We start from the raw sequence: 13,013 nt of genomic DNA, 5'->3' as shown, positions 1-13,013 counted from the left end.
AGCCCTTCCCACCGATCCCGAAACGCTCGGAGGCTCCCCCCTGCTCGAGAGGGCACGCGTCCTCTTCGCGGAGCTCCTCATGCTCCGCCAGCAGCTCCAGGCCATCTCCCTCCCCAGCCGCTTCGCCACGAAGGATCCGCCGGGCCCCACCGTCGAGGAGATCTGGCGGCGGCTGCTCGAGCGCATCCAACAGCAGACCAGTACCGAGGGCACCCCGCGTGGCTCGCTCCTCGAGCGCGACCTCGAGGAGTGCCGCTACGTGCTCACTTCCTTCGCCGATGAGCTGCTCGTCCACACGTCCTGGTACGGCCGCGAGGCCTGGCAGGCAAACCTGCTGGAGGACGAGCTCTTCGGCACCCACGAGGCCGGGGACCGTATCTTCGCGGACGTGGAGCGGCTGCTGCGCGAGCGCAACCCAGCACACGCCGAGCTCGCCCTCGTGTACCTGATGGCGCTCTCGCTCGGCTTCGAGGGCCGCTACCGGGGACTCGGGGCCGGGACCCAGCTCCAGGATCTGCAACGCCAGCTCTTCCTGTTCGTCTTCCAGCGGCCTCCGGAGCCAGACACCACCACCCGCCGCCTGGTGGACGAGGCCTACGCCCACACCCGGGACGAGCGGATGGATCGCCGATTCGCGCGCCGCTGGCCCTGGGGTGCCGCCATCGCCGCCGTGCTCGTGGGCACCCTCTCCACCAGCCTCGTCCTCCTGCGGCCCTCTCCTCCCACTCCTTCCGCCGCCATCACTCCCTCCCACCTGGAGACCCGGCCATGAGCGACCCTTCCTCGACCCTCCACACGGCACTTCACCGGCTGGGCGCCACCGGGCGGCACCGGGAGCGGCGCTACCAGGTACCCTGGTTGATGATGGTGGGAGAGCCCGGCTCGGGACGCACCTCGCTGGCCGCGGGTGCCAACCTTCGCCGACCCTACGGCTCGCCCACCCGCGGGGAGATGGAGGCGGGCGGTTGGGGGGTCTGGCTCTTCGATCAGGGCGTCGTGCTCGACATGCCCGGCATGACAGAACAGCCCACGGAGGAGTGGCGGGCCGTCCTCCAGCGCCTGAAACGCGTCCGCGGCCAGCGGCCCATCGACGGGCTGATGCTGACCGTGTCCGCCACGCACCTCACCGGGCCCAAGGCCTTGGATGACGTCGGGTTGGAGCGCATGGCCCAGGGCCTCTTCCAGGGACTTCAGGCCCTGCGCCGTGAGCTGGGGGTGCGCGTACCCGTCTTCATCGTCATCACCCGCTCGGACGTCATCCCCGGCTTCACCGCCTTCTGCCGGTCGCTGCCGCCACGCAGGCGGGACGAGATGCTCGGATGGTCCAGCCCGTACTCCCCCCAGGAGCCCTACACCTCCGCCTGGGTGGACGAGGCCTTCCAGGTCATCCACCGGGAGCTGTGTGGACTCCAACTCGAGTTGCTCGCGGACGGACACGGCACGCAGCCGGACCGGGAGACCTCCTTCCTCTTCCCGTCCGAGCTGCGCGCGTTGGCCGGGCCGGTGCGACGGTTGCTCGATGTCCTCTTCCAGTCCTCCGCCTTCACCCAGCCCGCGCTGCTGCGTGGCCTCTACTTCTGCGGGGACCCCGAGGCGGAAGGCGCCACGGGTCCCGGAGGAAGTCCGCGCTCGCTGGCCTTCATCACCCACCTGCTGGAGCGCAAGGCCTTCCCCGAGAGCGGACTGGCCAGCCCGGACGCGGAGGCCGCGCGCATCAACCGGAGGGGCGTCGGCCTGCTCCAGGGCGCGCTCGCCGTCAGCGTGCTGCTCGCGGTGCTCTTCCTGGGCGTGCTGTGGAAGGGAGTGCGAGGCCGCGAGCAACCTCCCGCTCCGCCTCCGGTGGCGGTGGTGGAACCGGTGGTGGAACCGCCCCCCGAGGCACCCCCGCCGAGGAAGGAGGCTCCCGCCCGGCGCCGCCCGGCACCCAGGCCGGCCCAGTCCACTGTCTTCGATGACGCCCCTCCGCCCCGACCCACCCGGGCGGGCGACTCCCCCTTCGATGACGCCCCTCCGCCCCCATCCACCCGGGCGGGCGACTCCCCCTTCGATGACGCCCCTCCGCCCCCATCCACCCGGGCGGGCGACTCCTCCTTCGATGACGCCCCTCCGCCCCCACTTTCCTCCCCGAGCCCCTAGCCATGGACGACATGCCCTCCGCCGCTCCGCCGGACCTCGAGCTGCTCCTGAGGCCGATCTCCCCCGACGCGCCCTCGGGTCGCGGCCTGCGCTACGAGCCGCTCTACGACCAGATCCGCGAGGCACGCCGCGAGGATGACCCCACGCTGCCCCAAGGGGTCTGGCAGACCTCCCTCAAGCGCGCCAACTGGGCCCAGGTGGCCGAGCTCTGCCTGCGGACCCTGGCACACGAATCAAAGGACCTGCAGCTCGCCGCCTGGCTCACCGAGGCCTGGGGGATACAGCAGGGCTTCCCGGGCGTGGAGCGGGGACTGAGGCTGACCACCGCGCTGGTCGAGCGCTTCTGGGACTCGCTCTGGCCCGCCCTCGAGGAGGGCGACGAGGAGGCCCGGCTCGCTCCCCTGGCGTGGCTCGACGACAAGCTTCCCCTCGTCCTCGCCAGGGTGCCGCTCGTCAAGACTCGAGCCCCCGGCGCCGTGAGTCATGACTTCGCGGACTGGCAGCGGATCCTCCACCACGAGAAACAACGGGGTACCCGCGAGGAGGCGCCGGCCGAGGGAGAAGCGAACGCCAACGAAGCCACGAGCAGTCCATTGACTCGAGACATCTTCCTGGGGACCGCCGCCCAGATGCCCACCTCCGCCGTCGACGCGCTCGCACGGCAGGTGGCCGCCGCGCTCGAGGCCAGCAGCGCGCTGGAGCAGTCGCTCGACTCGCGGCTGGGACGCACCAGCGCGGTGCTCCGCCGCACGCGCTCCGTCCTCGGTGACATCCAGGCGCTGGCCGCCACGCTGCGCGCTGATTCCTCGCGGGGGGAGGAGCCTGGAGAAATGACCGGGACCCCGCCCGACACGGAGGCTCTCGCGGCGGCTTCGGGCACCGGGCGGCCGCCGCGCGCCATCCGCAGCCGGGAGGAGGCGTACCAGCTCCTGACCCTCGCCTCCGACTACCTGCGGCGCACCGAGCCCCACAGCCCCGTCGCCTACCTGGTCAAACGCGCCGTGAGCTGGGGCCAGATGCCACTCCACCAGCTCCTCGCGGAACTCGTCCCCGATTCCTCCAACCTGGAAACCATCCAGTCCCTGCTCGGCATGAAGCCGGAGAAGCAGTGAGGCCTACCCATCCTCGTGAGGCAATGACATGTCATGGAACAGGCAGACACACGGATTCCCGGCACCGCTGCTGGATCGGCTGGTGGACGTGGAGAGCTTCCCATGGATGGATGAGCAGGAATTGCTTGCCTCGGTGAAGCGCGAGGTGGCCCACGCGCTGAACACTCGCTGCACGCTTTCCCTGGAGCAGGCCAGCTCGCTCGAGCCGCACGAGCGCTCGGCCCTCGACTACGGGTTGCCGGACCTGCGGCCTCTCGGCCCGAGCGCCGCGGATGCCCGGCTCCTGGAGCGGCTCATCGCCCGAGCGGTGGAGGCCTATGAGCCGCGCCTGCGACAACTCCAGGTCGCCGTTCAGCTTCCTCCCGAGGGGGAGGGCTCCCCCATCGCGGTGCTCACCGCCCGGCTGGTGCAGGGCCCCATCACCGAACCCATCTCCCTTCCGCTGCGGCTGGACCGGAGCGGAAGGCTGGTGGAGGTGGACGAGTAGTCGACGCCCATCACATCTCTCCGCGTCCCTCTCCATCCTCGCAGTGCGCAGCAAAACCCAGACATAACCAAGAGGAAGGAAAGACATGCCTGCAAAGGAAAGCATCCAGCACGTCCTGGACCGGGTCCGGCCGCCGCGAGTACAGATCACCTATGACGTGGAGATTGGTGACGCGGTGGAGCAGAAAGAGCTTCCGCTGGTGGTCGGCGTCCTGGCGGACCTGGCTGGCCAGCAGAAGGAGCTCCCGCGCTTGAAGGAGCGCAAGTTCGTGGAGGTCGACCGCGACAACTTCGACCAGGTCATGGCCGCTATCGGCCCTCTGCTGCGGCTGTCCGTGCCGGACAAACTCCGTGACGGTGACAGCCGCATGGCCGTGGAACTGCGCTTCAAGAGCATCGACTCCTTCCACCCTCGCCAGCTCGTCGAGCAGATCGAGCCCTTGCGCAAGCTCCTGGAGTCGCGCCAGCGGCTGGTGGACTTGATCGCCAAGCTGGACGGCAATGACGCGCTGGCGGACGTGCTGCGGTCCGCGCTGGCCGACAGGGCCCGGCTCCAGGCGCTCCAGTCCGAGCTGGCGACGAAGCGCGAGCCGTGAACGCCCGGTCCCATCCATCCACCCATATCCAACACGGAGAGAGAGATGTTCGAGGAAGCAACGCAAGAAGCAACGCAGGGAGCACAGGCCGCGGTGGCGGAGCCGGAGGGGGGACTGCTGGCGCGCATCATCGAGGAGGGCAGGCTGGCGCGCGATGACAGCCAGCAGCCCCGCGCCCGAGAGCTGGTGAGCGAGCTCGTGGACCAGGCACTCACCACCGAGTCCATCCCGAGCGACGTGGACCTGGTCGCGCTCATCAACCAGCGCATCGCCCGCATCGACGAGCTGTTGGGTGCGCAGCTCGACGAGGTGCTCCACACCGAGCCCTTCCAGCGGCTGGAGGCCTCCTGGCGGGGGCTGCACATGCTGGTCCATGGCACCGAGACGGGGACGAACCTGAAGCTGCGGGTCCTGCACGCCACCAAGAAGGAGCTGCTGGATGACCTGGAGCGGGCGCCCGAGTTCGACCAGAGCGCCCTCTTCAAGAAGGTCTACGAGGAGGAATACGGTACCTTCGGCGGGCAACCCTATGGGGTACTCATCGGCGATTATGAGTTCGGCCGCGTTCCGCGGGACGTGGCGCTGCTGGAATCCATTTCCCACGTGACCGCCGCCGCCCATGCGCCCTTCATCACCGCGGCCAGTCCCTCGCTGTTCGACCTGGACAGCTTCACGGACATTGGCGCCCCGAGAGACCTGGCGCGCATCTTCGAGAGCACCGAGCTCATCCGCTGGCGCAGCTTCCGGGACTCGGAGGACGCCCGCTACGTGGCGCTGGTTCTGCCCCATATCCTGGCGCGGCTGCCCTATGGCGAGGACACGGTGCCCGTGGACGGCTTCGGCTACCGGGAAGACGTGGATGGCCGCGATCACCGCAAGTATCTGTGGGGCAACGCGGCATACGCCCTGGGCCTGCGCGTCACCTCCGCCTTCGCCCAGCACCAGTGGTGCGCCAACATCCGCGGGGTGGAGGGAGGCGGCATCGTCCAGGGGCTGCCCACCCATACGTTCCGTACCGACGAGGGAGACATCGCCCAGAAATGCCCCACCGAGGTGGCCATCACCGACCGGCGTGAGAAGGAGTTGAGCGACCTGGGCTTCATCACCCTGTGTCATTGCAAGGGGACCGACTACGCGGCTTTCTTCGGCTCGCAGACGGCCAACAAGCCCCGCCGCTACGACACGCCCCAGGCCAACGCCAACGCGGAGCTGTCTTCCCAGCTCCCCTACCTCCTGTCCGCCTCGCGCTTCGCGCACTACCTCAAGGTCATCATGCGCGACAAGATCGGCGGCTTCGCCTCTCGGCAGGAGATCTCCGACTACCTCAACCGGTGGATCAGCCAGTACGTGCAGATCAATGAGAACGCGTCCTTCTCCATCAAGGCCCGTCAGCCGCTGCGCGAGGCGCGGGTGGACGTCACCGAGGTACCGGGTCACCCTGGCAACTACCGCGCGGTGGTGTTCCTCCGCCCCCACTTCCAGCTCAACGAGCTGACCGCCTCCATCCGCCTGGTGTCCGATCTGCCCCAGGCGGCTACGTAGGCAGGAAAGCCAGACGCTCCGGGATGGCACGGGAAGCGCGTGCCTTCCCGGGGCGCGGCGTGAAGCAGGAGGCGGGGGCCGATGAAGAGACCCCCGCCGGCACGTGTCAACTGCTCCGGGTGCTCTGCGAACCGACCCGGGTGCTCTGCAGCGCGGCGTTGTCATCCAGTTTGGTCGGGCGTGGATACCCCTCGGAACAATCCATGTCACGGTTGGTGCCATAGATCCATACACCGTTCAGGACGTTCTGCCCCTCGAGCGCCAGCGCCAGCCGAGCCGTGAAGTTCTCCACCTTCTCCATGCAGGCATGGATGAGAATGGGACCCGAGTACCCAGCCGGGGCAGAGTTTCTCAAGATGCCCGCGATGTCATTGACCGACCATCCCCAGTTGTTCCCTCCAGACTGTTCATCGCCGATCGCCTCGTCATTGCCATGCGCTGACAGGCACAGGGGCTCGTTCGGGCCGAGCTGACCGATCAGCGTCTGCAACTCCTGCGTCGCGGCCTGTGGACCGTTCGCGTTATTCATGGCGACGACCGTGCCCCAGGTATTCGCGCTGTTGGGGTAATTCCGAATCCGATTGTCCCTCGTACAGATGATGAGCATCCTGTCTCCATTCTCTTTTTTAACTTCAGCCATCCTGGCCATGGATGGGACTGGTCCAGGATGTGACGAGGGCGCCGGAAAAAACCGCGGACACCTGTCACATCCCTCCGCGCCCATCTCCACCCGAACCGAGAGCAAGATAATCCCCCCTCATCATGCGAGGAATCGACAGACATGCCAGAAAGCATCTATCTCAAGATCGCCAAGGCGCAGGGCAGCTCGAAGGTACAGGCGTACACGGGCCAGATCGAGGTCCTCTCCTATCGCTACGAGATCTCCTTTCCCATGAGCCTCAACGAGCGGTCCAACGATGGTGAGGTCAAGAGGCAGGGCCGCCCCAGCCACGGAGAGCTCGTCATCACCAAGTTGGTGGATAAAGCCTCGCCCAATCTCTACCTGTCCTGCAGCAAGGGAGAGAGCGTTGGCGCGGCCACCCTCACCGTGGCTGGAAGCGAGGACAGCAAGATCTTCACCTACGAGATGACGGATGTCGTCGTCACCGGTGTCTCGGTCTCGGCCGGGGGGAAGGGCGACCCCGTCGAGACGGTGAAGCTCGATTACGCCAGCATCACCTGGAAGGAAGGGGACAGCAATTCGACGAAGTGGGATCGCAAGACCAACAAGTCGGCCTGAGTCAGAGGACAGACACGTTCACGGCAGTGGCGACGAGTGGAGGCAAGTGATGGGCACCAGTCAGGACGAGTTGCTCCAGGCCTACCAGCGGGAGCTGGCATGGCTGCGCGGGGCGGGAGCGGAGTTCGCGGCCAGCTATCCCAAGCTGGCCGCGAGGCTCCGGCTGGGCGCGAGCGAGGTGGGAGACCCCCACGTGGAGCGCCTCATCGAGTCGTTCGCCTTCCTCACCGCGCGCGTCCAGCATGCCTTCGACAGCGATCTGCCGGAACTCTCCACCACCCTGCTGGGCCTGTTGGCTCCCCACCTGGTGGAGTCCCTGCCCTCGCTGTCCATCGCCTGCTTCGAGGTGGATACAGCGGCTGGCCTGCCCCTGGCCGGCAGCCGCGTCGAGCGCGGTACGCAGCTCCTGGCCGAGCCACGCCCGGGGCAGACCTGCCGCTTCCGCACCTGCGCCCCGGTGACGCTCTGGCCGATCCAGGTGACGGAGGCGAGCCTGGAGTCCCCACTCTCCATCGGCTGGCTGCGCGGGCGGCGGGACGTGTCGGCGGTGCTCCGGCTGCGGCTGGAGGCCCGCGAGGCCCGGCTGGCGGACCTCCAGTTGGAGCGGCTCCAGTTCTTCCTCGACGGACCCTCCGAGCTGACCTTCCGCCTCTACGAACTGCTCACCTGCCATGCCCGGAGCGTGGCGCTCGTGCCGGATGGCTCTCCGGGCGAGCCTCGCTTCCAACCCGCGGACAGCCTGCGGCAGCTCGGCTTCGGCCCCGAGGAGGCGGTGCTGCCCTCGTTGCCCCACCAGCACCGCGGCTATCGCCTCCTGCAGGAGTACTTCGCCTTCCCCGAGAAGTTCCTCTTCTTCGAGCTGGCGCTGGATCGCGCGTGCCTCCAGGCGTCGCAGCAGGCGCTCGAGGTGTTCGTGCTGCTGGATGCCATGCCCGAGGAGCAGCTCGCGCTCACTCCGGAGACGTTCCGGTTGGGCTGCACCCCCATCATCAATCTCTTTCCCAAGCTGGCCGAGCCCATCCGGTTGGATCAGCGCCGCACCGAGTACCCGCTGGTGCCCGACTACCGCCGCCAGCAGGAGCTGGAGCTGCACTCCATCCTCTCCGTCACCGCCGCCACGGAGGGGGCCGGGCACACGCGCGGGGTGGAGCCGCTCTTCTCCTGGCGCCACCGGGATGACGGACAGGAGCCGCGCGCCTTCTGGTACGCCCGGCGTCAGCCCACCGGCCGCGCGCAGGGACCGGGCTCCCAGATGCTGCTGTCCTTCGTGGACCTGGAGCTCGACCCGCACCTGCCGGCGGAGCAGACGCTGCACGTGCACACGCTGTGCACCAATGGGGAGTTGCCCGTGCAACTCGGGCCCGGCGCGGAGCTCCAGGTGGAGGAGCGCGTCCCCGTGGGCGCCATCCGCTGCCTGCGCCGTCCCACGCCACCCCGCGCGCCCCCGGAGCGGGGCGCCATGCTCTGGCAGCTCGTCTCGTTGCTGTCGCTCAACCACCTCTCGCTCGCCAACGGCCCCCAGGCGCTGGAGGCGCTCGAGGAGCTGCTGCGGCTGCATGACTTCTCCGGCGGCCAGGTGTGCGAGCAGCAGCTCCAGGGGCTGACGGGGCTGACGTGCCGCCCGGTGGTGCGCCAGCGCGGCTGGGATGCCTGGCGGGGCTTCTGCCGCGGCCAGGAACTCACCCTCACCTTCGACGAGTCCCTCTACGTGGGCGGCAGTGCGCTGCTGCTCGCGGCGGTGCTCCACCACTTCTTCGGCCTGTACGCCCCGGTGGATTCCTTCACCCAGCTCGTGGCGAGGAGCGAGCAGCGGGAGGACACATGGAAGAGATGGCCCCCCATGGCCGGCGACGCGCCCCTGGTGTAGCCCAGGAGCTCTTCGAGTCCGGCCACCGCTTCGACTTCTTCCAGGCGATGCGCCTGCTGCGCCTGCTCCGCCCGAAGGAGCCGGTGCGGCTGCGCGCCTCGGTGGAGCTGGCCTTTCCCGCCAGCGACATCGTCCAGGTGATGCCGCCCGCGAGGCCCGGGGGCACGCCGGAGATGACGGTGGCCTTCCTCGGTCTGGGCGGGGTGCAGGGGCCGCTGCCGAGGCCCTTCGCCCAGCAGCTCCGGGACAGGACGCGCGTGGGGGACACGGGCCTGCGCGACTTCCTGGACATCTTCCACCACCGGCTGCTGTCGCTGCTGTACCAGGGGCGGGTGCGGCGCCGGGTGTGGCTGGAGCCGGGCGTGCCCGAGGCCCATGACGTGGCCCGCTATCTGTATGCGCTCATGGGCCTGGGCACCCGGGGCACGCGCGGCCGGCTGGAGGTGGAGGATCGGCGGCTGCTGCGCTACGCGGGATTGCTGGCGCACCGGCCCGTGTCCCTCGAGGCCCTGCGGGCGATGCTCTCGGACGCGCTGGGCGTGGGAGTGAAGCCGCGAGCGCCCCGGGGCGCCTGGATGGAGCTGGAAGAGGAACAGCGCACGCGCCTGGGCCCCACCGGACGCAACCAGCGGCTCGGCCAGGGCGCGGTGCTCGGCGGGCGCGCCTGGCTGGAGCAGGCGGGCCTGGAACTGGAGCTGGGCCCTCTCTCCTGGCGCCGCTATGTGGAGCTGCTGCCCGGTGGTGGGGGACTGAGCACCTTGCGCTCGCTCACCCGCTTCGCGTTGGGCCCGGGGCCCGAGGTGTGGCTGGTGCTGGTGGTGCGCTCCGGCGACATCCCCGAGCAACCCCTGGGCGCGCCGAGCGGCCCGCGCCTGGGGTGGACGTCCTGGCTGAGGGCAAGGCCCGGCCGGCAGGGAACCCAGGCGGTGGCGCTTTCGCCCCGTCACATGTCCGCGCACGGCGCGCGGGAGGATGGAACATGAGGTCGGGATACACGCAGGACAACGTCTACCTCTCCGTCACCACGCCCCTGGGCAAGGACGTGCTGCTGCTGCACGGCTTCCAGGGCGAGGAGGCCCTCTCCCGGCCCTTCCACTTCACGCTGGAGCTGCACTCCGAGCGACTCGACGTGGACTTCTCCCGGGTGGTGGGCAAGGGCGCCGCCATCTCCCTGGCGCAACGCACGGGCGGCGAGCGGTTCTTCCACGGCATCATCACCCGCTTCGTCCAGGCCGGCACTTTCGGGGACTTCACCCGGTACCTCGCCGAGCTGCGCCCCTGGTTCTGGCTGCTCACCCTCACCCGCGACAGCCGCATCTTCCAGAACCTGACGGTGCCGCAGATCCTCCAGCAGCTCTTCCAGGAGCAAGGCTTCACCGACTTCCGGCTGGCGTTGCGGCGCACGTACACGCCTCGCGAGTACTGCGTGCAGCACCAGGAGTCCGCCTTCGATTTCGCCTCACGGCTGATGGAGGACGAAGGCATCTTCTACTTCTTCGAGCACACGAAGGACCGGCACACGCTGGTGCTGGCGGACGATGTGGCGGCCCATGAGCCCTGCCCGGGTCCCGGGACGGCGAAGGTCCAGGGGCACCTGGATGAGGCGCGGACGGAGGACGCCATCACCGGGTGCGAGCTGGAGCAGCAGGTGGTACCCGGACGCTACGCCCTGGGGGACTACTTCTTCGAGACGCCATCCACCCGGCTGCAAGCGCAGGTGAAGGGCAAGGAGGGGCGCCAGGAGCAGTACGAATACCCCGGTGCCTTCACCCGCCGGGACGTGGGTGAGCAGCGCGGCCGGATCCGCCTGGAGGCGCACGAGGCTCAGGCCCGGACGCTGCGAGGCCAGGGTCACGTGCGCTGGTTCATCCCTGGCTACCGCTTCACCCTCGCCGAGCACGAGCGCCAGGACATCAATGGCGCGTACGTGCTGTGCTGGGTGTCGCACTCAGCCACGGTGGGGGCCTATAGCAACAGCTTCGAGGCCATCCCCGCCGCCACGCCCTTCCGTCCGCCCCGGGTGACGCCGCGGCCAGTCGTCCACGGCGTGCAGAGCGCCCGGGTGGTGGGCAAGGCGGGCGAGGAGATCTGGACGGACCGATTCGGCCGCGTGAAGGTCCAGTTCCACTGGGATCGGGAGGGCCAGAAGGACGAGCGCAGCTCGTGTTGGATGAGGGTGGCGCAGGGCCAGGCGGGCAAGGGCTGGGGCCACTTCTTCCTGCCACACGTGGGCCAGGAGGTGCTGGTCACCTTCCTGGATGGGGATCCGGATCGGCCCATCGTCACCGGCTCCGTCTACAACGCCGAGCAGGTGGTGCCCTATCCGTTGCCCGCGGGGCAGACCCGGAGCACGGTACGCGGGGATGCCTCCGGCGGGGGACAGCCCAATGAGTTGCGTTTCGAGGACAAGAAGGGCGCGGAGGAGCTCTATCTGCACGCCCGCCGGGACATGAACGTGTCCGTGGAGCGCGACAGCGTGACGGAGATCCAGGGCAACTGCACCATCCGGGTCCGGGGCAACCTCACCCTGGACGTGCGGGGCTCCATCGACGTCAAGGCGGGAAGGAACCTCACGCAGGAAGCGAAGATGTCGCTCAAGAGCATCGCGGGGATGAACCTCACCCAGAATGCGAAGCTGGCCCTGGAGAGCTCGGCGGGCACGATGCTGCGGCACAGCTCCAAGCTCATGATGATGGCCGATGCCCAGACGTTGATCAGCAACGTCAAGCTCATGCACATGCTCAAGGCGACGCCCCTGATGATCCTGGGCCCGATGATTCCGCTTCCGATGGGAGGGCCTCCGCTCCCACCGATTCCGCCCACCCCCTGAGCGGAGGGATGAGCCCGTGCCAACGGAATTCATCGAGAAGGACGAGCGGGGGCGGGTGCGCGAGCGCTACTTCGAGGACGACGAGGGTCGGCTGGATGGAGTGGCGGCCACCTATGACGAGGATGGTCGGCTCGTCCAGGAATCGCACTGGCGCGCGGGCCTGCTGCACGGGCCCACGAGCCTCTACGACTCCGACGGCCAGGTGGTGCAGCGGGTCATGTTCGCGGACGGCCAGCTCCACGGGCCGGCGGAACTCCAGGACGAGCAGGGTCGCTTCCGCATGCAGCTCGGATTCCATGAGGGCAGGACGCACGGCGAGCTGCTCGCCTGGCGGGACGGCCAGCCGCTGATGAAGCACACCCTCGAGCAGGACAGACCCGAGGGTCCGCTCGAGCTCTACGAGGAAGGCAAGCTCACCCGCCGGGTGCTCTTCGAGCGGGGATGGCCCCTGGTGCCGGGGCAGCCCGCGGAGCAGGACTCGATGGCACCTGGACCGGAGGCCGGCACGGACAGGCCCGCGGAGCAGGAACGACAAGCACGGGAGCAACCCTCTGGATGGCTCCAGGGCTGGCTCCGAAGAGGCGGTGGTTCCTGACTCCATCACATGAGCGGAGAGGGCACTCCAATCCGTGGAGCGCCTCAACCCTTCACACCAAAGGAAGACACATGATGAGCCGGATGCTGTCCGTGGCGGTGGTTGCCGCCATGACGACCCTGGGACTCAGCACCTCGGCACGAGCCGAGTCCACTCCCCTCGTCATCACCCTGAAGGACAGCCCCCAGGTGATGACCCTTGGCGGTGGCCCGGAGGGACAGGAGGGAGCGGCCGTCATGCTGACCCCCAACAAGACCCAGCCCGGCCAGGGCTTCTCGCTCAAGCCGGTCGGGAAGCCCGAGGACAAGACGTTCAACATCGTCTCCCAGGCGAACCAGTTATGCGTGGACGTCGAGAACGGAAGCCGTGAGGACGGCGCCGCGATCATCCAGAAGCCGTGCAATGGCGCGAGCTGCCAGGTGTTCCGCGTGAGCGACAGGGGCGCCGATGGGCACCGGGAGCTTCGCAACGAGCTTAGCGGCAAATGCCTGGCGGCCTCACACGGCAAGAGTTCCGGGCTCATCCAGGCCGCGTGCACTGGCCAGGACAACCAACGCTTCCGCATCAGCCCCTCGCGTTAGCAGCCCTCGCCATGCAGCTCACGGCCGG

13 protein-coding genes are annotated in these 13,013 nt (G+C 68.7%); 12 read left to right on the top strand and 1 reads right to left on the bottom strand.

The genetic code is table 11. From position 1 onward, the window contains the following. Positions 1-79: 79 nt before the first annotated feature. The 6 genes from CYFUS_RS42530 to tssC all read left to right on the top strand — a co-directional run bounded on the left by CYFUS_RS42530 (position 80) and on the right by tssC (position 5,872). Positions 80-772 (top strand): DotU family type IV/VI secretion system protein, encoded by a 693-nt coding sequence (locus CYFUS_RS42530; protein WP_157758974.1) that lies wholly within the window; start codon positions 80-82, stop codon positions 770-772. Continuing rightward, positions 769-2,136: a type VI secretion system protein gene (locus tag CYFUS_RS42525; protein ID WP_095990414.1), complete on the top strand. Its 1,368-nt coding sequence runs from the start codon at positions 769-771 to the stop codon at positions 2,134-2,136. The genes CYFUS_RS42530 and CYFUS_RS42525 overlap by 4 nt, the downstream gene beginning before the upstream one ends. Before the next feature lie 2 nt (positions 2,137-2,138). Next, positions 2,139-3,248, top strand: coding sequence for a type VI secretion system protein TssA (gene tssA, locus CYFUS_RS42520; RefSeq protein ID WP_095990413.1), 1,110 nt, complete (start codon positions 2,139-2,141; stop codon positions 3,246-3,248). Between the two features lie 28 nt (positions 3,249-3,276). Further along, positions 3,277-3,735 (top strand): type VI secretion system baseplate subunit TssE, encoded by a 459-nt coding sequence (gene tssE / locus CYFUS_RS42515; RefSeq protein WP_095990412.1) that lies wholly within the window; start codon positions 3,277-3,279, stop codon positions 3,733-3,735. 85 nt (positions 3,736-3,820) lie between these two features. Beyond that, positions 3,821-4,330 (top strand): type VI secretion system contractile sheath small subunit, encoded by a 510-nt coding sequence (gene tssB / locus CYFUS_RS42510; protein ID WP_095990411.1) that lies wholly within the window; start codon positions 3,821-3,823, stop codon positions 4,328-4,330. 45 nt (positions 4,331-4,375) lie between these two features. Beyond that, entirely contained in the window at positions 4,376-5,872 is a 1,497-nt protein-coding gene (gene tssC / locus CYFUS_RS42505) for a type VI secretion system contractile sheath large subunit (RefSeq protein ID WP_095990410.1), read from the top strand. 106 nt (positions 5,873-5,978) lie between these two features. Here tssC and CYFUS_RS42500 read toward each other — a convergent pair whose 3' ends face one another. Next, positions 5,979-6,479: a hypothetical protein gene (locus CYFUS_RS42500; protein WP_095990409.1), complete on the bottom strand. Its 501-nt coding sequence runs from the start codon at positions 6,477-6,479 to the stop codon at positions 5,979-5,981. A 174-nt stretch (positions 6,480-6,653) separates the two neighbouring features. On the opposite strand from CYFUS_RS42500, the gene CYFUS_RS42495 reads away from it, so the two are divergent. The 6 genes from CYFUS_RS42495 (at position 6,654) to CYFUS_RS42475 (ending at position 12,985) form a co-directional block, all read left to right on the top strand. Then, positions 6,654-7,112: an Hcp family type VI secretion system effector gene (locus tag CYFUS_RS42495; RefSeq protein ID WP_095990408.1), complete on the top strand. Its 459-nt coding sequence runs from the start codon at positions 6,654-6,656 to the stop codon at positions 7,110-7,112. A 49-nt stretch (positions 7,113-7,161) separates the two neighbouring features. Then, positions 7,162-8,979 (top strand): type VI secretion system baseplate subunit TssF, encoded by a 1,818-nt coding sequence (gene tssF / locus CYFUS_RS42490; protein WP_095990407.1) that lies wholly within the window; start codon positions 7,162-7,164, stop codon positions 8,977-8,979. Further along, entirely contained in the window at positions 8,934-9,962 is a 1,029-nt protein-coding gene (gene tssG, locus CYFUS_RS42485) for a type VI secretion system baseplate subunit TssG (RefSeq protein WP_095990406.1), read from the top strand. The genes tssF and tssG overlap by 46 nt, the downstream gene beginning before the upstream one ends. After that, complete coding sequence (locus tag CYFUS_RS42480; protein ID WP_095990405.1) at positions 9,959-11,809, top strand: type VI secretion system Vgr family protein; 1,851 nt, start codon at positions 9,959-9,961, stop codon at positions 11,807-11,809. Before tssG ends, CYFUS_RS42480 begins: the two co-directional genes overlap by 4 nt. 16 nt (positions 11,810-11,825) lie before the next feature. After that, positions 11,826-12,404, top strand: coding sequence for a toxin-antitoxin system YwqK family antitoxin (locus CYFUS_RS51340; protein ID WP_157758973.1), 579 nt, complete (start codon positions 11,826-11,828; stop codon positions 12,402-12,404). 71 nt (positions 12,405-12,475) lie between these two features. Continuing rightward, a complete protein-coding gene (locus CYFUS_RS42475; RefSeq protein ID WP_157758972.1) occupies positions 12,476-12,985 on the top strand; it encodes an RICIN domain-containing protein in 510 nt (169 codons plus the stop codon). The last annotated feature ends 28 nt before the right edge of the window (positions 12,986-13,013 follow it).

Origin of the sequence: Cystobacter fuscus (assembly GCF_002305875.1) — a bacterium.
Classification (GTDB): domain Bacteria; phylum Myxococcota; class Myxococcia; order Myxococcales; family Myxococcaceae; genus Cystobacter; species Cystobacter fuscus_A.
This window is presented reverse-complemented; position numbering and strand designations above follow the sequence as displayed.